The sequence below is a fragment of the Streptomyces sp. NPDC048257 genome (genome assembly GCF_043201855.1).
Lineage (GTDB): Bacteria > Actinomycetota > Actinomycetes > Streptomycetales > Streptomycetaceae > Streptomyces.
Window position 1 is genome coordinate 399,015 of sequence record NZ_JBICZI010000004.1, and the last position, 20,155, is coordinate 419,169.

The following is a 20,155-nucleotide window of genomic DNA, read 5'->3' on the forward strand; positions in this document are numbered from 1 at the left end:
TGTGTCCGCTCCCCCTCAGCCCCGGGCCCGGAGCCGGTCGGTGCTGTCCTCGCTGGGCTGTACGACGACGATGCCCTGGCCTGAGAAGGCCATCTGGTAGGCCTCCCCGCTGCCCCGGCCGATCATCGACGAGGCCTTGAAGCTGCGCTTGCCCTTGACCTTGAGATTCGGCGACCAGGCGACGAGCGCGTCGGGGTCGACGTACGTCTCGTCCTCGCCGCGGCCGCAGTCGACCACGATCGGGGTGCCGCGGGAGGTCAGGGCGACCCACCCGGTGCCCGCGATCTCCACGTTGAACAGGCCCTGGCCGGCGAACTTGGCGAGACCCTTGACCCGCTCGACGCCCCACTGGAGGTGGGCGTCGAAGGCGAGCAGGTTGGTGCCGTTGACCGAGAGCGAGTCGTTGTTGAGGTTGATGACGACGACGTCGGCGCCGTAGTCGGCGAGGTACAGCAGGCCGTCGCCGGTGCACTTCATCAGGGGGGCGCCTTCGCCGGTGACCCACTGCGAGGCCATCTGGCGGACGGCCGGCGGGTTGGGCTCGTACTGGACGAAGCCCTCGTAGGCGACCATCGAGCCGGTGCGGGCGAAGAGGTCCTGGCCGCTCTGCATGGCGACCCTGAGCATGGCCCGGCCGTGGTTCTCCATGCGGGCCGTGACGGGGGTGGGGGCGTAGCCCGCGAGTTGCTGGTTCGTTGCGTTCATGTCGGGCTCCCTCAGACCTCGTACGGCTGGACGACGATGAAGTTGCCGGGAGCTCCGCGGAACTGGAGGTTCACGGTCTCCCCGCTGTGGCCGGGGTAGGCGTTGCGCCGCAGCCGGACCTGGCTGGAAAGGATCACCTGCGAGGCGGAGGACCACGCGACGATGGCGTTGCTGTCCGCGAAGGTGGTCGGGGTGACGGGCAGGACCACCGGGACGCCGTGCGTCTTGACGATCACCGTGCCGGTGCCCTGGAACTGCATGGTGAACAGGGCGCCACCCGGGATGCCGTGGCCCTCGATCCGGCGGATCTCGTGCTGCAGCGACTCGTCGAAGGCGAGGACGGCCTCGGCGGAGACGCAGATCCCGTCGCCCTGGAGCTCGATGGCGTGCAGGTGGGCGCCGTCCTCGGCGAGGAAGACCTGGCCGCGGCCGGTGCAGCGCATGAGCTGCATCTCCTGGCCGGTGGCGTTGCCGACGACGCGGCCGGCGAAGCCCGCGCCCTTGTAGCTGAAGTCGACCTTGCCCTGGTACAGCACCATGCTGCCCTGGCGGGCGAGGACGGCCTGGCCGCCCATCGAGAGGTCGACGCGCATGAGCTGCTGGTTCTGCGGGGTCCAGCGGCTGCCCGTGGGGGCTTCCTTGTACGGCTGGAGCGCGGCGGCGAGTCCGCCACCGGGGGCGGCGGCCTGGGGGGCGTAGCCCTGCTGCTGGCCGGGGAACTGGCCCGGGGGCTGGCCGGGGACCTGACCGTAGCCCGGCTGCTGCCCGTAGGGGGCGGGGACCGGGCCGGGCGGCGGTACCTGTCCGGGCACCTGGCCGTACGAGGGCTGCTGCGGCTGGCCGTACGGCGCGGGGGCCTGCGGGGCGAGCGGCGCGGCCATGGTGGGCGCGGCGTGCACCGGGGCCGGGGCCGCGGGCTGCTGGTACTGCGGCTGCGGGACGGCGCCGGGGGCGGGCACGGGCGCGCCGAAGGACGGCGCGGGGGCCGGGGCCTGCGGGGCCTGCTGTGCCGGGGCCGGGGCGCCGAACGACGGGGCCGGGGCGGCGGACTGGGGCGGGGGGGCGAATCCGGGCGAGGCGGCGGCCGGGGCCTGCTGCTGCGGCGCCTCCTCGGCGACTTCGCCGCCGAAGTTGCGCAGGAGCGCGTCGAGCCCGCCGTCGAAGCCCTGGCCGACTGCGGCGAAGCGCCACACGTCCTTCAGGTAGAAGTCGCCGAGCATCACGGCCCGCTCGGTGGTGAACTCCGCACCGGTGAACGCGTACCGCACGACCTCTTCGCCGCCGGCCACGATCCGGATGTAGCCGGGGCCGATCTGCGACATCTGTCCGGCGCCGTCGATGGTGGCGGTGAAGGACAGTTTGTGGATGGACGCCGGAATGCGGTCCAGCGTCACCCGGAAGGATTCGGTGTCGCCCGACTGCGCACCGAGTTGCTGAATGGACTCTTCCGGCGACTTCGGCTGATTGAAGAAGACGAAGTAACGGTCGTCCGACAGCTGCTCATTGGCGTCGAGGCCGAAACAGCTGATGTCGAAGGCGAGTCCGGACCCGGCGATCTGGACGCCTACGTACAGATCGGTCCCCGCCGTGAGATCACTGATCTTGGCCTTGTGGCCGCGTTGGAATTCCCTGGCCATACGTACGACCGTCCCCCATCCCGACTGTGAATGCGTGCCGCTCAGGCTAACGGCAACTGCCGACATCCGGCCAAGCCGGTACCGACCCGGTACAAAACACTCTGTGTGACGTGACGGACGGCCGTCGGCCGCCCGGTCTCCTTCGTCTCTTATTCGTCGCGGGCGGCCGGAACCTTCGCCAGCCGCTCGGCGGCGACCACGCCCTCGAGGTATCCGCGGGCCCGCTCGGTGCGCGGGTACGCCTCCAGCAGTTCCCAGAAGCGGGGTCCGTGACCGGGTACGAGCAGGTGGGCGAGCTCGTGCAGGAGCACGTAGTCGACGACGTACTCGGGCATCCCCTGGAGCCGGTGCGAGAGCCGGATGCTGCCCTCGGCGGGGGTGCAGGAGCCCCAGCGGGTGTTCTGGTTGGTGACCCAGCGGACCGTACGGGGGCGGGCGCGGCCGCCGAAGTACTGCTCGGACAGCTGTGCGGCGCGCTCGGTGAGCTCCGCGTCCCCGAAGGTGCGTTTGCTCTCCTGGGCGGCCAGCTTGTCGAGCATGACGCCCACCCAGCGCTGCTCCTCCGCCTCGGACATCCGGGCAGGGATGAGGACGACCGTACGGTCACCCTCGCGATAGGCGGATACGGTCCTGCGGCGGCGCGCGCTCCGGCGGACTTCGACGGCGCGCTGGGGGTCGGCGGACACGCCACGACGGTACCCGGTGGCGGTGGCGGAAGTCCCGCCCGTCCGGGGGTCGAACACGAGGGATTCGCAGCCGATTTCCGGAACACCATTTCCCTTCATCTCATATGCCTAATACCTCGCACCTGTGGACAAATTCCTGCACGGATTCCGGTGGGCGGGCACTGTGGCGGAAGAGCGGGAAACGAGCGGCGCGAGTGCGCACGGGAAATCGAGGGGGACCGGACATGTATCCGAAGGTGAAGCCGGCGTTGGCGCGGGCGTGGCGGGATCTGCAGACGGTCCAGTTCGGGGTGACACCCGCCCACGCGGTGGTGCTCGGCCCCGTGGACACGGCGACGGGCGCGCTCATCGACCGGATCGACGGGACCCGGGGGATGGACCTGCTGCGGGCCGAGGCCTCGGGGATGGGGCTGCCGGACGGCCGGGCCGACGATGTGGTCAGGACGCTGGCGGGGGCCGGTCTGCTCGACGACGCCACCGCGGGCGGACCACGGGCCCAGGCCCTGCGGGGGCATCCGGAGACCTTGGAGCGACTGGCTCCCGATCTGGGTTCGCTGTCCCTGGTCCACCGGGAGCCGGGCGGGGACTTACGGGGGATGGCGGCGCGCCGCGCCATACGGGTCCGGGTGCGCGGGAGCGGCCGGGTGGGCGCCGTCATCGCCGCGGTCCTGGCGGGAGCCGGCGTGGGCCGGGTCGAGGTGCTCGACGGGGGCCGCGCGGAGGCGGCGGACGTGGCGCCGGGCGGGCTGGACGGCGCGAGCGTGGGCCGGCTGCGGGCCGAGTCCGCGGGCAGCCTGGTGCGCGGGTCGGCCCCGGGGCGCGTCCCGCGGGCCGGGGAGGACGAGGGGGCGGAGCCGGGGCTGGCGCTGGTGGTGGTCGCGCCCCGGGACGGGCTGCAGGCCTGGGCCCCGGATCCGGACGACGCGGCCGACTGGGTCGCCGCGGGCATCCCGCACCTGTACGCGGGGGTGCTGGAGGGGACGGGGCTGGTCGGGCCGCTGGTGCTGCCGGGTGCGACGGCCTGCGCGGGGTGCATGGAGCGCGACCGGGTGGAGGGGGACGCGGCCTGGCCGAGGATGCTGGTGCAGTGGCGTTCGGCCCACCGGCGCCGCGCGGGCGCCGCGTGCGACCTGGGCCTGTCCACGGCGGTCGCCGGGCTGGCCTCGGCCCACGCGCTGGCCTTCCTCGACGGGCAACTGCCCGCGTCCACCGGTGCCCGCTGGGAGGCGGCCCTACCCGCCCTCCACTGGGAGTCCACCCCGATCCCACCGCACCCCGACTGCCCCTGTGGTGCGGGCGGGCCGCCGGAGGCGGATCGGGGGGAACCGGCCGGGAGGGCCATGACAGGATGCGTTGAGGCTGTCGGCCGGCGGAGCCCATCCTGAATCCGCCGTTCGCGGCGCAGCTGTCTGGGACATGGAGGGGCATATGTCTGATCTTCCCCGGAAGGCGGTCACCCGTACCGTCAAGCTGGCCGCGCTGCCACTGGGCATCGCCGGCCGGGCCACGTGGGGACTGGGCAAGCGGATCGGGGGCAAGTCCGCGGAGATCGTGGCGCGCGAGCTCCAACAGCGCACCGCCGAGCAGTTGTTCCGCACGCTCGGGGAGCTGAAGGGCGGTGCCATGAAGTTCGGGCAGGCCCTGTCGGTCTTCGAGTCCGCCCTGCCCGAGGAAGTCGCGGGGCCCTACCGGGCGGCGCTGACCAAGCTCCAGGAGGCGGCCCCGCCGCTGCCCGCGGCGACGGTGCACCAGGTGCTGACGGACCGTCTCGGCGCCGACTGGCGGGACCTGTTCGAGGAGTTCGAGGACAAGCCGGCCGCGGCGGCCTCGATCGGGCAGGTACACCGGGCGGTGTGGCACGACGGCCGGCAGGTGGCCGTGAAGGTCCAGTACCCGGGGGCCGGTGAGGCGCTGCTGTCGGACCTGAAGCAGCTGGGCCGGTTCGCGGGGCTGCTGGGGCCGCTGATCCCCGGCATGGAGATCAAGCCGCTGATCAAGGAATTGCGCGACCGGGTCGCCGAGGAGCTCGACTACGAGCTGGAGGCCGAGGCCCAGCGGACGCACTCGGACGCCTTCGTGGACGACCCGGACGTGGTCGTGCCGGACGTCGTGCACCAGGGCGACCAGGTGCTGGTGACCGAGTGGATGGAGGGGACCCCGCTGTCGGAGGTGATAGCCGACGGCACCCAGGAGGAGCGGGACCGCGCCGGACAGCTGCTGGCCCGGTTCCTGTTCTCCGGTCCGGCGCGCACCGGCCTGCTCCACGCGGACCCGCACCCGGGCAACTTCCGGCTGATACCGGGGGCGGACGGCCGGATGCGGCTGGGCGTCCTGGACTTCGGCACGGTCGACCGGCTGCCCGGGGGCTGGCCCAAGCCCATCGGCAGGTCGCTGCGGATGACCCTGGACGGTGACGCCGAGGGGGTCTACGGGCACCTGTGCGCCGAGGGGTTCGTGAAGGAGTCCATCGAGCTCGACCCCGACGCGGTGCTCGACTACCTGAAGCCGATCATCGAGCCCGCCGAGGCCGAGGAGTTCACCTTCACCCGGCCGTGGCTGCGCGGCCAGGCGGCGCGGATCGCCGATCCTCGCTCCCCCGCGCACCAGTTGGGCCGGCAGATCAATCTGCCGCCCTCGTACCTGCTGATCCACCGTGTGGCGCTGAGCACCATCGGGGTGCTGTGTCAGCTGGGCGCGACGGTGCGGCTGCGGGACGAACTGGACACCTGGCTGCCGGGGTTCGCCTCCGCCGAGTAGGGGCGCGGGGCGTCCGGTATCACCACCAGGACGAGTCGAGTCTGCCCTCGATCGCCCGGAGGTTGGCGCGCGCGCAGTCGACGCAGAAGTACTGTCTGGTCCCGTTCTCCACCGAGCAGGTCCAGGTGGGCGGGGTCTCGCCCGGGGCCTTGGTGCCACAGCCCGTGCAGACGACGGGCTGGGCCTCGGATCCCGACGGGCCGGGGTGGGGAGTCGGCTGGTCCACCTCCAGACGATATCCCCGTACGGGGCGGGCAGCCCTGCGCAACGCACCGGGGGGACCGGTCCGTGCGGACCGGTCCCCCCGGGGATGCTGTTTTCAGCTCTCAGTGCATGACGGCCATGGCCAGTGCGCGGCGGGCGCGCATGGAGACGCGCTCGGCTCGCCGCTGCATGCGGCGGGCGGTGACCAGGCGCACGGCGTGACGCTCGGCGTCCACCTCACGCATGAGCTCGTCCATATGGGCACGAGCCAGGGCTTCTGGGATGAGTTGCATTTCGCGGGTCCTGTTCTGACGCGAGGTCATCGCGCCGGCGGTGATGAAGTCTGCGTGGGCGGCGCCGTGCGGCTGCTCGCTCGTGGTGTGGGCGGTCATGAGGGCCTGCTTCAAGGGGTCGTGCGTCAGGGGGCGGTCGATGGTGCCGATGGCGGTCATGCCGAGACAACCGGGTTCTTGCGCGGACGGCCTCGGGGACGCTTGCGGGCGACGACGACACCCTGGACGAAGAGCTCGCCACCCCAGACACCCCAGGGCTCGCGGCGCTCGGTCGCCCCGGCGAGGCAGGCCTCGACCAGCGGGCAGGTGCGGCAGAGGGACTTGGCGTACTCGACGTCGGCCGGGGACTCGGCGAAGAAGACCTCGGGGTCGAAGGTGCGGCACGGGACGGGCACACCGAGGTTCTCGATGGCGTCGTCGAGCGCGGTCAGCGCGGTGAGCGGGGTCAAGGCGTGGTCCTCCGGGACTGCGGGCGGGGAGATCAGCTGGGTCTGCGGTACGGACGGGGCGTGCGCTTCGAGTTGCACGGTGGTTTCTTCCTCGTCTTGTTCGGCTAGTCGTTCCGGCCGGTCGGCCGGGTCGGGCTGCGCTCTCACACCGACTGGTTCTGCCAGTCCCGAGGCCCCTTCGCTCCGTCGTCCCCGGTCGGGGACAAACAGAAGGGCCGCGGATCCCGGGTGGGGTTCCGCGGCCCTGAAGGCGCCGGCCTGATCATGCGATCAGACTGGATCACTCCAGGGTTCGAGCCCGCGGAAGGCCCACATCAGGTGGTGCTGCTGCTTCGTCTGCTTCTTCTGGGATCCGGCACCGGCTGCGGCAGCGAATCCATAGGCGCCATGCGTCTGCGCTTCTGCTGCCAGTACTGCCACCGGTGCCTGGATCGGTCGCTCATTGCGCTCACTGACCGGAAGGGTCGCCAGCAGGGTGGGGCGGTCGGCGGAAATCGCGGACACACCGGTACCCAGGAGGGAGACGGAACCGAGCAGGCAGGAAGCGTCGACCGAGCGATCGGTCATTTTGGTGAAGGTCATGAAGCTGGTCACTGGTCTCGCCTCCTCTCGGCGTCTCGGGGACCGGCCCGGGGGCCTGTCCCATACGTATTCGGATAAGTACAGCACGGATCCAGGGCTTCGGAGAAGCCACCGTTTCCGTTGCTAAGAACCTATGGGTCTTCGCTGGGCATGTGCAAACTATTTTTCCGACGAGTTTCTACGCGTCGTCAGGATGCCCGGCCTCAAGCTCTTGACCTGCGCAGATGGCAAGGACATCGGCGCCGTACCGGTCAAGCTTACGGCCGCCCACTCCGGAGATCATCGAGAGCTCCCCCTCCTCGGAGGGCGCGGCCTCCGCGATCGCCATCAGCGTCTTGTCCGTGAAGACGCAGTAGGGGGGCAGACCCTGCTCCTTCGACTGGGCCGAGCGCCACTCCCGCAGCCGCTCGTAGAGACCTTCGTCCATGTCGGACGGGCAGTCCTCACAGCGCATCAGCTTCAGCTCGCCGGCCTCGGTCAGGGTCTTGCCGCAGACCCGGCACAGCACCGGTCCGCGGCGGCCGCGCTTGCGTGCGCCTCGCTCGGCCGCGGAGCCCGGTCCGGCCCCCGGGGCCGCGGAGCCCGGCCGCAGGCCGTTCAGGAAGCGGCTGGGGCGCCTGGAGGCCCGGCCGCCGGGGGCGCGGGAGAGCGCCCAGGAGAGGGTCAGGTGCAGCCGCGCCCGGGTGACGCCGACGTAGAGCAGCCGCCGTTCCTCCTCGACCTGCTCGTCGGTCTTCGCATAGGTGATCGGCATCATGCCGTCGGTGAGGCCGGCGAGGAACACGGCGTCCCACTCCAGGCCCTTCGCCGCGTGCAGCGAGGCGAGGGTGACGCCCTGGACGGTCGGGGCGTGCTGGGCGGCCTTGCGCTCCTCCAGCTCGATCGTGAGGTCCGCCAGGGTGGCCCCGGGCCGGCTCCGGGCGAAGTCCTCGGCGAGGCGGACCAGCGCGGCCAGCGATTCCCACTGGTCGCGCACGGCGCCCGAGCCGGCGGGCGGCTCGTTGCTCCAGCCGGTGGAGCTCAGCACCGCCCGGACCTGGGAGCCCAGTTCGACGACGTCCTCCAGGAGCGGGTCGTTCCCACCGGATCGGGCGGCTCCGCGCAGGGCGAGGATCGCCTTCTGGACCTCCTGCCGCTCGAAGAACCGCTCGGCTCCGCGCAGCTGGTAGGGGACTCCGGCGTCGGCGAGGGCCTGCTCGTAGACCTCGGACTGGGCATTGATGCGGTAGAGCACGGCGATCTCGCCGGCCGGGACGCCCGCGGCGATCAGGTCCCGGATCCGGTGGGCGACGCCCTCGGCCTCGGCCGGCTCGTCCGCGTACTCCGCGTAGACGGGGTCGGGGCCGGTCTCGCGCTGCGAGATCAGCTCCAGCCGGTGCTCGGCGGCCCGGCCCTTGGCCTGGTTCAGCAGCCCGTTGGCGAGGTGGACCACCTGGGGGGTGGAGCGGTAGTCGCGGACCAGCTTGACCACGGTGGCCTGCGGGTAGCGGGTGCGGAAGTTCAGCAGGTGGTCGGGGGTGGCGCCGGTGAAGGAGTAGATGGTCTGGCTGGCGTCACCGACGACGCAGAGGCTGTCGCGCTCGCCGAGCCACAGGTCCAGCAGCCGCTGCTGGAGCGGGCTGACGTCCTGGTACTCGTCGACGACGAAGTGCTGGTACTGGGCGCGGATCTGCTCGGCGATGTCGTGGCGGTCCTGGAGGATGCCGACGGTCAGCAGCAGCACGTCCTCGAAGTCGATCATGCCTCGGTCGCGCTTGAGCTGTTCGTACGTGCCGTAGATCTGGGCGATCTCGGCCAGGTCCCGGGGGGCCTCGCGGCCCGACTTGAGGGCGGCCACCGGATAGTCGGCGGGCACGGTCTGGGTGACCTTCGCCCACTCGATCTCGCCCGTGACGTCGCGCAGCTCGTTGCGGTCGAGGCGGATGCGGCAGCGCGCGCCGGCCTCGGCGACGAACTGGATCTTGCGCTCCAGCAGCCGGGGCACGTCCCCGCCGACCGCCTTGGGCCAGAAGTACTGGAGCTGGCGCAGGGCGGCGGAGTGGAAGGTGCGGGCCTGGACCCCGCCCGCGCCCAGGGTGCGCAGGCGTCCGCGCATCTCGCCCGCGGCGCGGTTGGTGAAGGTGACGGCCAGCACGCTGGCCGGCATGAGCTGCCCAGACCGGACGCCGTAGGCGATGCGGTGGGTGATCGCGCGGGTCTTGCCGGTACCGGCGCCCGCCAGCACGCACACCGGCCCGCGCAGGGTCGTCGCGACCTCGCGCTGCTCCGGGTCGAGGCCCAGGAGCACCGCGTCGGCCGAGTCGGCGGCGGCGGGGAAGGATGAGGAGTGCGTTGCTGCTGTCACCCCGCCATGCTGCCAGGTCTCGTGAGTCGGACGGGAAAGTTGTCCACAGGCAGCACGTATCAGTCGTATCGGTCACACCGGGTGTGCGCGGGCGACCGTACGGGAATGGCCGCCGGGTCCCGTACGTTCGAGTACTCGGACCACCGAGCCCTCACGAAGGAGAGCGCAGCATGCAGGACACGGGCACCGTCACGATGTACAGCACGACCTGGTGCGGCTACTGCCGTCGGCTGAAGACCCAGCTGGACCGGGAAGGCATCGCGTTCAACGAGATCAACATCGAGCTCGACCCGGAGTCCGCCGCGTTCGTGGAGAAGGCCAACGGAGGCAACCAGACGGTTCCCACCGTGCTGGTGAAGTCCGCCGGGGGCAGCGAGTCCGTCATGACGAACCCGAGCCTGGCCCAGGTCAAGCAGGCCCTCGCCGTCTGACCGGCCGCCAGGACGGAACACAGCGGGAACAGGGACACAGCGGAGGGGCCCCCCCCCGGGGGGGGGCCCCCCCCCGGGGGGGGGGCGCCCGCCCCCCCCCCCCGCCGCCCGCCCCCCCCCCCCCGCCCCCCCCCCCCCGCGCCCCCCCCCCCCCGGGGGGGCCCCCCCCCGCGGGGGGGGGCCCCCTCCGCTGTGTGACGAAGGTTACGCGGCAGCCTTCGGCAGCGGCTCGCCGTACCAGAGCTCGACCAGCCGGGCGGCGATGGAGATGCCCGACGGGGGCAGCACCTCGCCCGACGCGAACGCCGCACGCAGCTCCTCGCGGGAGAACCAGCGGGCCTCCTGGATCTCCTCGCCGTCCACCGTGATCTCCGAGGTGGTGGCGCGGGCCGTGAAGCCCAGCATCAGGCTGTACGGGAAGGGCCACGGCTGGCTGGCCACGTACTCGACCTCGCCGACCTTGACGCCCGCCTCCTCCCACACCTCGCGGATGACGGACTGCTCTATGGACTCGCCCGGCTCCACGAAGCCGGCCAGGGTGGAGAAGCGGCCCTCCGGCCAGTGCACCTGGCGGCCCAGCAGCGCGCGGTCCTGGTCGTCCGTGACCAGCATGATCACGGCCGGGTCGGTGCGCGGGTAGTGCTCGGCGCCGCAGCCCGGGCAGCGCCGGATGTGCCCGGCGGCCGCGACCACCGTGCGCTCGCCGCAGCGCGAGCAGAAGCGGTGCATCCGCTGCCAGTTCTCCAGCGCCACCGCGTGCACCATCAGGCCGGCGTCACGGGGCGGCAGCAGCAGTCCGGCCTCGCGCAGACCGGCCGGGCGGGCCGACTGGTCCATGCGGCCGGGCAGCGCGTCCTTCTGCAGCGCGAAGTACCGTACGCCGTCCTCGTCGGTGCCCAGGAAGTAGCGGTGGGTCTCGGTGACCGGGGCCTCGAAGGCCGGGGTCATCACGATGCCGGTACCGCCGTCGGGGGTGTCGTCGATCAGGACCTGGCCCCCGGAGACGACGAACACGCGGGTCGTCGGGTGGCTCCAGGCCGCGGCGAGCCACGCCTCGTCGAGGCGGTGGTGCGCGGCGCGGTCGATCCCGCTGGGCGCGGCGAGCGAGAGGGGCCGCTCGGCGAGAGGGCGCTCGGTTTGGGTGCTCACAGGTACTTCCAACTCCCCCGGTGGTGGGACAGGCAGGCTTGGTACGGCGGGTGTGTGCGTCGGTGTCAGGCGGTGGTGCGGTGGTGGGCGGCCAGATCTCCCCACAGGTAGGCGGTCGTCTCGACGCCCTTGAGCAGGAGGTCCAGCTCGACCTTCTCGTTCGGCGCGTGCCAGCCGTCGGACGGTACGGAGATGCCGAGGAAGAGGACGGGGGCGTCCAGGACGTCCTGGAGGTCGGCGGCGGGGCCGGAGCCGCCCTCCCGCGTGAAGCGGATCTTCTCGCCGAAGGCGCGGCCCATGGACCGCACGACGGACTGCAGGGCCGGGTGGTCCAGCGGGGTCAGGCACGGGCGGGTCGGGGCGCCGAAGGTGATGGAGTGACGGATCCCGTCCGGGACCGCGGCCGCGACCCAGTCCCTGACGGCCGCCTCGACCTCGTACGGGTCCTGCCCGGAGACCAGGCGGAACGACAGCTTCAGGTGGGCGGAGGCGGGCACGATGGTCTTGCCGCCGGGGCCCTGGTAGCCGCCGCCGATGCCGTTGACCTCGGCCGTGGGGCGGGCCCAGACGCGCTCCAGGGTGGAGTAACCGGCCTCGCCGGCGGCCGCGTGGGACTTGGCCGTGCGCAGCCACTCGGACTCGTCGAAGGGCAGCTCGGCGATGAGCGCCCGCTCCGCGTCGGTGAGCTCGGCGATGTTGTCGTAGAAGCCGGGGATCGTGACCCGCCCGTCGGCGTCGTGCAGGGCCGCGACGAGGCGGGCGGCGGCGGTGGCCGGATTGGGCACGGCCCCGCCGAAGGCGCCGGAGTGGATGTCCTGGTCCGGACCGTGCAGGTCGATCTCGCAGTCGGCGAGACCGCGCATGCCGGTGCAGACGGTGGGCGTGGTCTCGGACCACATGCCGGTGTCGGAGACGATCACGACGTCGGCGGCGAGCTCGGCGGCGCGGGTCTCGACGAGGTCGCGGAAGTGGACGGAGCCGGACTCCTCCTCGCCCTCGACGATCAGCTTGAGGTGCACGGCGGGGGCGGCGGCGCCGGTGGCCGCCAGGTGCGCGCGTACCCCGAGGGTGTGGAAGAAGACCTGCCCCTTGTCGTCGGCGGCCCCGCGCCCGTACATGCGGCCGTCGCGGACGACCGGCTCGAACGGGTCGGTGTGCCAGCCGTCGGCGAGGGCGGCGGGCTGCACGTCGTGGTGGCCGTAGACGAGGACGGTCGGGGCGTCCGGGTCCTCGCTCGGCCAGTGCGCGAAGACGGCGGGTGCGCCGGGGGTCTCCCACACTTCGGAGACCGGGAAACCGGTCTCCTTGAGCTTGGCCGCGAGCCATTCGGCGCTGCGGCGTACGTCGCCCGCGTGCTCGGGCTGGGCCGAGACGGAGGGAATGCGGAGCCACTCGGCGAGGTCGTCGAGGAAGGCGCCGCGGTGGGCGTCGATGTACGTGCGGACGACGTTGTCCGGCGGGGTGTCGCTCATGCCCACGAGCCTAGCTGTCCGCCTGATGGGCACCGTCCGGGTCCGATTTGCCTTGGAGGATCCGCTCAAGGCGGGCGCGGTCGGGGAGGTTGCGGGGGCGGATCACGCGGCCGCTGCGGACGTGCAGGAAGGCGGCGGAGACCCGGTCGAGCGAGGTGTTCGTGGCTTCGGCCCAGGCGACGCGGTAGACGGCGAGCTGGAGGGGGTCGGCCTCGGTGGTCCGGCCGGTCTTCCAGTCGACGATCTCGTACGAGCCGTCCGGGTTCCGGTAGACGGCGTCGATCCGGCCGCGGACGACCCGGCCGGCGAGGGTGATCTGGACCGGGGCCTCCATGCGGTGGGGCGGCCGGTCCGCGTACGGGCTGCGCTCGAAGGCCGCCTTGAGGGAGTCGAGGTCGGCCTCGTCGGCGATCTCCTGGTCGGAGCCGGCGCCGGGGAGGTCGGTGACGGGGTCGAGTACGTCGAGGAACGGCAGCGGCAGTTCGTCGAAGCGGGACTCCACCCAGGCGTGGAACCGGGTGCCCTGGCGGGCGGCGGGCTGCGGGGGGCGGGGCATGGGGCGGGCGAGGTCGCGTACGAAGCCCTGCTCGTCGGCGGCGAGCCGGAGCAGCTGGCTGGCGGAGAGGGCGGCCGGGAGCTCCACGTCGCGGACGGCTGCGCGCGCGCGGCGGAGCTCGCCCTCGAGGGCGTCGAGATCGCGGTCCCAGGAGGCGACGGCGCGGGCCTCCTCGGGCGGCAGGTCCGGTCCGGCTGCGCCGCCGCCGTTGCGGGCCGCACTGGTGCCCGGCCGCGGGGCTGCGCCGCCGCCGCGAGCGGGCGGCCGGGCGCCGGCCTCCGGCCAGAGGTCGTCGTCCGGCGGGGCGGGGGCCCAGAGGGCTGCCTCCGGCCAGAGGTCGTCGTCGAGCGGCGCGGCGGGGTCGGCCGGGCCGGATTCTTCTCCCACCCCGCGCCTTCCCGAAACCGGGGCGCTGCCCCGGACCCCCAGGGGGGCCGGGAGGCCATCGCCCTGCGGGGCGGGGGCTTCGCCCCACGGACCGTCGGTCCAGGGGGCGTCGGCCGCCCAGGGTTCCTCCTCGTACGAGGGGTCCTCGCAGTCCGGGGGCCAGAGGTAGGAGTCGTCCTCCTCCGGGGGCGGGGCCGCGAGGTAGGACTCCACCAGGGCCGCCGCCGCGCGGCGCAGGGTGAGGGAGTGCGGGTCGAGCGGGAGGGGCCAGGAGTGGTCCGGGGTGGATTCGCCGGACAGCGCCGGGTTCTCGGCGGTGGGGTCGGGCTCCTGCGCCCAGGCCTCGATCTCGCCGAAACCGGCCGCGCAGTGCTCGTACAGGGCCTCGAGGAACGGCGAGGGGCCGCGGCGCTTCTTCTGGCTCGGCCCCCACCAGTGGCCCGAGGCCAGCAGGAGCGAGCGCGGCCGGGTGAAGGTCACGTAGCCGAGGCGGAGCTCCTCCACCGACTTGTGGTGCTTGAGCGCGGCCTTGAACGACTTCAGGCCCGCGGAGGTCCAGGCCGGATCCCCGGGCAGGGTGGGCGCGTCGCCGCGCAGCGCGTACGGGAGCACCTTCGCGTACGAGGTCCAGGCCTCCGGCGGCTTCTCCTTCGGGAAGGCCCCCGCGCACAGGTCCGGGACCACCACCACGTCCCACTCCAGGCCCTTGGACTTGTGGGCGGTGAGCACCTTGACCGTGTTCTCCCCGCCGGGCAGCGCGTGGTCCAGGCCCTTCTCGTACTGGGCGGCCGTGCGCAGGAAGGCCAGGAAGGCCAGCAGCGTGGCCTCGCCGTCCAGGGCGGCGAAACCGGCCGCCACGTCCATGAAGTTCGACAGCGTCTCGCGGCGGCGGGCGGCCAGCGCGTGCGGGGACGCGGACAGCTCCACCTCCAGGCCGGTGGCGGTCAGCACCCGGTGCAGGACGTCCATCAGCGGGTCCGCGAGGGAGCGCCGCAGGTCGCGCAGTTCCTGGGCGAGGTGCGCGAAGCGGATGCGGGCCTCCGCCGAGAAGGGGAGGTCGTCCGGGGCCTGTCCGGCGCCGTCGAGGAAGGTCTCCAGGGCGTCGGCCAGCGACACGATCTCGGCCGGGTCCACGCCCTCCACGGCCGCCGCGAGCCGCTCGTCCGGGTCGGCCCCGGCCGGCGCCCGGCCCACCAGGAGCCGTGCCCGGCGGCCCAGCAGGGCCAGGTCGCGCGCGCCGATCCGCCAGCGCGGGCCGATGAGGAGCCGGACCAGGGAGGCGTTGGCGCCCGGGTCCTGGAGAACCTCGCAGACGGCGACGAGGTCGGCCACCTCGGGCAGGTGCAGCAGCCCGGAGAGGCCGACGACCTCCACCGGGACGTCCCGGTCCACCAGCACGGCCTGGATCTGCGCGAAGTCCCCGGCGGAGCGGCACAGTACGGCGATCTCGCGCGGCTCCGTACCGGTGCGGACCAGGTGGGCCACGGAGTCGGCGAGCCAGTCGAGCTCCTGCGCGTGGGTCTCCAGCAGGGCGCAGCGGACCTGCCCGGCGCCCTCCGCCCCCGGCGCCGCCCGCAGCGCCTCGACGCCCTCGTGCATGGCGCGCAGCGGGGCGGCGAGGCCGTTGGCCAGGTCCAGCAGGCGTCCGCCGCTGCGCCGGTTCTCGCTGAGGGAGAGCCGGGTGGCGGGGCTCCCGTCGGCGTGCGGGAAGTGCTCCGGGAAGTCGTCGAGGTTGGCGACGGAGGCCCCGCGCCAGCCGTAGATCGCCTGGCAGGGGTCGCCGACGGCGGTCACGGCGTGGCCGGAGCCCGCGCCGAAGAGGCCGGAGAGCAGCAGCCGCTGCGCGACGGAGGTGTCCTGGTACTCGTCGAGCAGGACCACCCGGAACTCCTCGCGCAGCAGCGCCCCCACCTCGGGCCGGGTGGTGGCGAGCTGCGCGGAGAGGGCTATCTGGTCGCTGAAGTCGAAGAGGTCTCGGGAGCGTTTGGCGGCGCGGTAGCGGGCGACCAGTTCCAGGAGCTCCAGGCGGCCGCGCACGGCCTCCGGGACCTTGCGGAGGTCTTCGTTGGTGAGCTTGGTGTCGGCGAGCACGCCCAGCAGCCCGGTGTCGTGGAGGCGCAGCCGCTCGGGCTCGACCAGGTGCTCGGAGAGCTCCCCGTCGAGCGCGAGGAGGTCGCCGACCAGGTCGGGGAGCGACTTGGTGAGCGAGGGGTACGGGCCGGGGGCCTCGCGCAGCACCTTCGCGGCGAGCTGGAAGCGGGTCGCGTCGGCGAGCAGCCGGGAACTGGGCTCCAGGCCGATGCGCAGGCCGTGGTCCTTCAGGAGCTGTCCGGCGAAGGCGTGGTAGGTGGAGATGCGGGGCTCTCCGCCGACCGCGTCGGCATCGGCCGGGGAGGGGTCCGGGTCGGTGATCCCGGCCCGCGCCAGGGCTGTGCGTACGCGCTCGGACAGTTCACCGGCGGCCTTGTTGGTGAAGGTCAGGCCGAGCACCTGCTCGGGGGCGACGGCGCCGGTGCCGACGAGCCAGACCACGCGGGCGGCCATGACGGTGGTCTTGCCGGAGCCGGCGCCCGCGACGACGACCTGCGGGGCGGGCGGGGCGGTGACGCAGGCCATCTGCTCGGGCGTGAAAGGGATCCCGAGGAGCTCCTTGAGCTGCTCGGGGTCGGTGAGGACGGGCGGACGCGCGGGCACGTAAAAAGGCTAGCCGCCCCCACCGACAGCCCCGACCGCCGCGGACGCCGCGACCCTCGCGAACCCGCGAAGCCCGCGCGCTCACTCGACCGTCTGGCGGCCTTCCGGGCGGGCACTGCACGAGCTGCGGAAGGAGCAGTGGTCGCAGTGGCGGCCCGCGGCGGGCGCGAACCGTTCGTCCAGGACCCGGCCCGCGGCGGTGGCCAGCAGGTCGCCGACCCACTCCCCGTCGAGCGGCTGCTGGGCCTGGACCTTGGGCACCGTGTCGCCGCCCTCGCGGATCGCGGCGCCCTGGCGGAGCTGGACGAGCTCGGCGCCGCCGGATGCGGGGCGCGTGCCGTCGAAGACGTCGTCGACGGCGCCCTCGCGCACGGCGAGCTGGTAGACGGCGAGCTGGGGGTGGCGGGCGACCTCGTCCTTGGTGGGCGCGGACTTGCCGGTCTTGAAGTCGACGACGTACGCACGCCCCTGCGGGTCCGTTTCGACCCGGTCCATGGAGCCCCGGATGCGAACGGCGACGTCACCTGCTTCGAGTGTGACGTCGAACTCGTGCTCCGTGGCCACGGCCGCCCGGCCCCCGCGGTCGGTGTTGTGCCAGCGCAGGAAGCGCTCCAGGGCGGCGCGGGCGTTGTCCTTCTCCTGGCGGGACTTCCAGGGGGCGTCGAAGGCGAGGGCGTCCCAGACGGAGTCGAGGCGTTCCATGAGGACGGCCAGGTCGGCGGGGGTACGGCCGGAGGCGACCTCGTCGGCGAGGACGTGGACGACGTTGCCGAAGCCCTGGGCGGCGGTGGAGGGGGTGTCGGCCTTGACCTCGCGGCCCAGGAACCACTGCAGGGAGCAGGTGTTCGCGAGCTGCTCCAGGGCGCTGCCGGACAGGGCGACGGGCCGGTCCCGGTCGCGCAGCGGGACGCTGCTGCGGGTGGGCTCGTACAGGCCCCACCAGCGCTGCGGGTGCGCGGCGGGGACCAGGGGGCGGTCCTCGTCGTCGGTGAGCGCGGCGAGCCGGGCGAGGCGGCGGGCGGCCGCGTCGCGCAGGGCGGGCGAGGCCCCGGGGTCGACGGTGGTGGCGCGCAGCTCGGCGACGAGCGCGGCGACGGCGAGGGGGCGGCGGGGGCGGCCGGTGACGTCGCGCGGGGGGACGCCGAGCTCGGCGAGGAAGCGGGAGGGCTGGTCGCCGTCGTCGGCGGGGGCCTTGACGGCGGTGACGACGAGGCGGTCGCGGGCGCGGGTGGCGGCGACGTAGAAGAGCCGGCGCTCCTCGGCGAGCAGGGCGCCGGGAGTGAGGGGCTCGGCGAGGCCGTCACGGCCGATGCGGTCGGCCTCCAGGAGGGAGCCGCGGCGGCGGAGGTCGGGCCACAGGCCCTCCTGGACGCCGGCGACGACGACGAGGGACCACTCCAGTCCCTTGGAGCGGTGGGCGGTCATCAGCCGGACGGCGTCGGAGCGGACGGCGCGGCCCGTGAGGGTGTCGGCGGCGATGTCCTCGGCTTCGAGCTGTTCGAGGAAGTTGAGGGCGCCGCGGCCGCCGGTGCGTTCCTCGGCGCGGGCGGCGGTGTCGAAGAGGGCGCAGACGGCGTCGAGGTCGCGGTCGGCGTTACGGCCGGCCGCGCCGCCGCGGCGGGCGCTGCGCTCCAGGCGCTGCGGCCAGGGGGTGCCGTCCCAGAGGACCCACAGGGCCTCCTCGGCGGTGCCGCCGCCCTGGAGCAGCTCGCGGGCCTTGCGCAGGAGCAGGCCGAGGCGCTGCGCTCCGCGGGCGTAGGCGGGGTCGTGCGCGGTGAGCCGCTCGGGCTCGGCGAGGGCGCGGGCGAGCAGCACGTCGGAGGGCGCGGGCACCTTGACGCCCGCGGCGCGCTCCTCGTCCCGCAGCGCCCGGCCGAGCCGCCGCAGATCGGCGGCGTCCATCCCGCCGAGGGGCGAGGCGAGCAGGGTGAGAGCGGCCTCTACGGTGACCCCTGCGACAGGATCGGCCGCCTCCCCGGCGGCCGCTCCGACCGCGTCGGGGGCCGCGTCGCCCTCCGGCCCCGGCTCGCCTGCGGCGGGCTCGTCAGGGCCGGCGGCCGCGCCGGGCGGCACCGGCCCTGCGGCCCGGGCCCCTTCGGCGGACCCGGCGGGCACCTCGGCCGCGTCGGCGGCGGGCAGCACCAGGACCGTGGCCTCGGCCGCGTCGGCGGCGGGCGGCGCCTGGTCCGTGGCCTCAGCCGCGGCGGCGGGCGGCGCCTGGTCCGTCGCCTCGGCCGCGTCGGCGGGCGGCGCCTGGTCCGTCGCCTCGGCCGCATCGGCGGGCGGCGCCTGGCCCGTCGCCTCGGCCGCATCGGCGGCGGGGGGCGCGGGGCTGTGCCCCGGGCTCGGCTCGGGCTCGGTGGCCGGTGGCTGGGCCGGGGCCGCTTCGGCGGAGTCGGCAGGGGTTTCCGGTCCCGGGGTGGTGGCGGAGGTCGCCGAGACGCGGAGGGCCGTCAGGAGGGGGGAGACCGCCGGTTCGTGGCGCAGGGGGGTGTCCGAGGCGTCCGTTTCGGTCGGGACTCCGGCCGAGATCAGGGCGCGGCGCATCGCCGGGAGGGTGCGTCCGCCCGCGCGGACCAGGACCGCCATGTCCTGCCACGGCACGCCGTCCTCCAGGTGGGCCCGGCGCAGAATGTCCGCGATGTTGTCCAGCTCGGCGCCCGCCGTCGGGTACGTGAAGACCTCCACCCGGCCCCCCTCGCGCACCGGCGCGAGGTTCCGGTGGGCGCGGACCGCCTCGGCCGGCAGGCGCGGGAGCGGCATCCGGGTGGTGAGGAGCCGGGTCGCCGCCAGGAGGGCCGCGCCGGAGCGGCGGCCGACCGCCAGGGCCTCGATCCGTGCGCCCGGGAAGGCCGACTCGAAGTCCAGGGTGTTGTTGATGTCGGCGCCGCGGAAGGCGTAGATCGACTGGTCGGGGTCGCCGAAGGCGACCAGGGTGCCGCCCGGGCCGGTCAGCGCCCGCAGCAGCCGCAGCTGCGAGGCGTCCGTGTCCTGGTACTCGTCCACGAAGATCGCGTCGTAGGCCGAGGCGAGGGACGGCGTGCGTTCCGCGAGGAGCACCGCGCGGTGCAGAAGTTCCGCGTAGTCCAGCGTGCCCTGCATGTCGAGGACGTCGAGGTACTCGGAGAGGAAGGCCGCGGCCGCCTTCCAGTCCGGTCGGCCGATGCGCTCGGCGAACGAGGAGAGGGCCTGCGGGCCGAGGCCCAGTTCGCGCGCGCGGGCCAGCACCGCACGGACCTCGTCGGCGAAGCCGCGCGTGGTCAGCGCCGCCCGCAGGTCGTCCGGCCAGCGGATGGAGCGGATCCGGCGCTGGCCCTCCAGCAGGGTGCGGACCATCACGTCCTGCTCGGGCCCGGACAGCAGCCGCAGCGGGTCGGCGAAGAGGTCGGTGTCCTGGTGGGCGCGGACCAGTCCGTAGCAGAAGGAGTGGAAGGTGGTGGCCTGCGGTGCCCGCGCACCGCCGAGGCGCAGGGCGGCCCGGTCGCGCAGTTCCACCGCCGCCTTGCGGCTGAAGGTGAGGATGAGGATCCGGGCCGGGTCGGTGCCCGCTTCCACCCGGGCGGTCACGGCCTCGACCAGCGTCGTCGTCTTCCCGGTGCCCGGTCCGGCGAGGACCAGGAGTGGTCCGCCGGTGTGGTCAACCACGGCCCGCTGCGCTGCGTCCAGGACAGGGGGATCCACCCGTTCCGGCCCGGTGCGCACCAGGCGGTACGCGTCAGGGGTCCGCGTACGCCGCCGTTCGGTGCGGTCGGAGGAAGAGGTGATCACGTGAGGTGCCGGTCCTGGTGGGTCTGCGGGGTGTGGCGGTG

The 20,155-nt window shown here is 73.8% G+C and carries 15 protein-coding genes; 3 read left to right on the forward strand and 12 right to left on the reverse strand.

Translation table 11 applies throughout. The features are described from left to right. Nucleotides 1-15: 15 nt before the first annotated feature. From ACGFZK_RS12415 to ACGFZK_RS12425, 3 genes are all read right to left on the reverse strand, one after another. Nucleotides 16-705: an AIM24 family protein gene (locus tag ACGFZK_RS12415; RefSeq protein WP_393848801.1), complete on the reverse strand. Its 690-nt coding sequence runs from the start codon at nucleotides 703-705 to the stop codon at nucleotides 16-18. 11 nt (nucleotides 706-716) lie between these two features. Beyond that, the gene (locus tag ACGFZK_RS12420) at nucleotides 717-2,342 is read right to left on the reverse strand and encodes a TerD family protein (RefSeq protein WP_393848802.1); all 1,626 of its coding nucleotides are present in this window, start codon (nucleotides 2,340-2,342) and stop codon (nucleotides 717-719) included. Nucleotides 2,343-2,491: 149 nt separating this feature from the next. Further along, entirely contained in the window at nucleotides 2,492-3,127 is a 636-nt protein-coding gene (locus ACGFZK_RS12425) for a M48 family metallopeptidase (protein ID WP_393848803.1), read from the reverse strand. 125 nt (nucleotides 3,128-3,252) lie between these two features. Between ACGFZK_RS12425 and ACGFZK_RS12430 the strand changes: the two genes are divergently transcribed. Both ACGFZK_RS12430 and ACGFZK_RS12435 read left to right on the forward strand, forming a co-directional pair. Then, nucleotides 3,253-4,413, forward strand: coding sequence for a ThiF family adenylyltransferase (locus ACGFZK_RS12430; protein ID WP_393848804.1), 1,161 nt, complete (start codon nucleotides 3,253-3,255; stop codon nucleotides 4,411-4,413). A gap of 43 nt (nucleotides 4,414-4,456) precedes the next feature. Then, the gene (locus tag ACGFZK_RS12435) at nucleotides 4,457-5,785 is read left to right on the forward strand and encodes an ABC1 kinase family protein (protein WP_393848805.1); all 1,329 of its coding nucleotides are present in this window, start codon (nucleotides 4,457-4,459) and stop codon (nucleotides 5,783-5,785) included. Nucleotides 5,786-5,804: 19 nt separating this feature from the next. Here ACGFZK_RS12435 and ACGFZK_RS12440 read toward each other — a convergent pair whose 3' ends face one another. From ACGFZK_RS12440 to ACGFZK_RS12460, 5 genes are all read right to left on the reverse strand, one after another. Next, nucleotides 5,805-6,011 carry a hypothetical protein gene (locus ACGFZK_RS12440; protein WP_393848806.1) on the reverse strand — a complete coding sequence of 69 codons (207 nt, stop codon included), beginning with the start codon at nucleotides 6,009-6,011 and terminating at the stop codon, nucleotides 5,805-5,807. A gap of 100 nt (nucleotides 6,012-6,111) precedes the next feature. Further along, the gene (locus ACGFZK_RS12445) at nucleotides 6,112-6,441 is read right to left on the reverse strand and encodes a hypothetical protein (protein WP_393848807.1); all 330 of its coding nucleotides are present in this window, start codon (nucleotides 6,439-6,441) and stop codon (nucleotides 6,112-6,114) included. After that, nucleotides 6,438-6,809 (reverse strand): WhiB family transcriptional regulator, encoded by a 372-nt coding sequence (locus ACGFZK_RS12450; RefSeq protein WP_393848808.1) that lies wholly within the window; start codon nucleotides 6,807-6,809, stop codon nucleotides 6,438-6,440. Before ACGFZK_RS12450 ends, ACGFZK_RS12445 begins: the two co-directional genes overlap by 4 nt. A gap of 192 nt (nucleotides 6,810-7,001) precedes the next feature. Continuing rightward, nucleotides 7,002-7,313, reverse strand: a complete 312-nt coding sequence (locus ACGFZK_RS12455; protein WP_393848942.1) for a hypothetical protein — start codon at nucleotides 7,311-7,313, stop codon at nucleotides 7,002-7,004. A 178-nt stretch (nucleotides 7,314-7,491) separates the two neighbouring features. Beyond that, entirely contained in the window at nucleotides 7,492-9,657 is a 2,166-nt protein-coding gene (locus ACGFZK_RS12460) for an ATP-dependent DNA helicase UvrD2 (RefSeq protein WP_393848809.1), read from the reverse strand. A gap of 170 nt (nucleotides 9,658-9,827) precedes the next feature. Here ACGFZK_RS12460 and ACGFZK_RS12465 point away from each other — a divergent pair, with 170 nt between their 5' ends. After that, nucleotides 9,828-10,088, forward strand: coding sequence for a mycoredoxin (locus ACGFZK_RS12465; protein ID WP_393848810.1), 261 nt, complete (start codon nucleotides 9,828-9,830; stop codon nucleotides 10,086-10,088). A 204-nt stretch (nucleotides 10,089-10,292) separates the two neighbouring features. Here ACGFZK_RS12465 and nudC read toward each other — a convergent pair whose 3' ends face one another. The 4 genes from nudC to ACGFZK_RS12485 all read right to left on the reverse strand — a co-directional run bounded on the left by nudC (nucleotide 10,293) and on the right by ACGFZK_RS12485 (nucleotide 20,048). Next, on the reverse strand, nucleotides 10,293-11,249 hold the full coding sequence (gene nudC / locus ACGFZK_RS12470; protein ID WP_393848811.1) for an NAD(+) diphosphatase: 957 nt from the start codon (nucleotides 11,247-11,249) through the stop codon (nucleotides 10,293-10,295). Between the two features lie 53 nt (nucleotides 11,250-11,302). Further along, nucleotides 11,303-12,709, reverse strand: coding sequence for a dipeptidase (locus ACGFZK_RS12475; RefSeq protein WP_393848812.1), 1,407 nt, complete (start codon nucleotides 12,707-12,709; stop codon nucleotides 11,303-11,305). A 10-nt stretch (nucleotides 12,710-12,719) separates the two neighbouring features. Then, nucleotides 12,720-16,346 carry a UvrD-helicase domain-containing protein gene (locus ACGFZK_RS12480; protein WP_393848813.1) on the reverse strand — a complete coding sequence of 1,209 codons (3,627 nt, stop codon included), beginning with the start codon at nucleotides 16,344-16,346 and terminating at the stop codon, nucleotides 12,720-12,722. 81 nt (nucleotides 16,347-16,427) lie between these two features. Then, nucleotides 16,428-20,048 carry an ATP-dependent helicase gene (locus ACGFZK_RS12485; protein ID WP_393848943.1) on the reverse strand — a complete coding sequence of 1,207 codons (3,621 nt, stop codon included), beginning with the start codon at nucleotides 20,046-20,048 and terminating at the stop codon, nucleotides 16,428-16,430. Nucleotides 20,049-20,155 lie beyond the last annotated feature (107 nt).

What these genes read in the sequence shown, in the direction of transcription:
- ACGFZK_RS12445 (WP_393848807.1), bottom strand. Translation starts at nt 6,441, where the DNA reads ATGACCGCCATCGGCACCATCGACCGCCCCCTGACGCACGACCCCTTG.
- ACGFZK_RS12455 (WP_393848942.1), bottom strand. Translation starts at nt 7,313, where the DNA reads ATGACCTTCACCAAAATGACCGATCGCTCGGTCGACGCTTCCTGCCTG.
- ACGFZK_RS12420 (WP_393848802.1), bottom strand. Translation starts at nt 2,342, where the DNA reads ATGGCCAGGGAATTCCAACGCGGCCACAAGGCCAAGATCAGTGATCTC.
- ACGFZK_RS12465 (WP_393848810.1), top strand. Translation starts at nt 9,828, where the DNA reads ATGCAGGACACGGGCACCGTCACGATGTACAGCACGACCTGGTGCGGC.
- ACGFZK_RS12415 (WP_393848801.1), bottom strand. Translation starts at nt 705, where the DNA reads ATGAACGCAACGAACCAGCAACTCGCGGGCTACGCCCCCACCCCCGTC.
- ACGFZK_RS12475 (WP_393848812.1), bottom strand. Translation starts at nt 12,709, where the DNA reads ATGAGCGACACCCCGCCGGACAACGTCGTCCGCACGTACATCGACGCC.
- ACGFZK_RS12430 (WP_393848804.1), top strand. Translation starts at nt 3,253, where the DNA reads ATGTATCCGAAGGTGAAGCCGGCGTTGGCGCGGGCGTGGCGGGATCTG.
- ACGFZK_RS12425 (WP_393848803.1), bottom strand. Translation starts at nt 3,127, where the DNA reads ATGAAGGGAAATGGTGTTCCGGAAATCGGCTGCGAATCCCTCGTGTTC.
- ACGFZK_RS12435 (WP_393848805.1), top strand. Translation starts at nt 4,457, where the DNA reads ATGTCTGATCTTCCCCGGAAGGCGGTCACCCGTACCGTCAAGCTGGCC.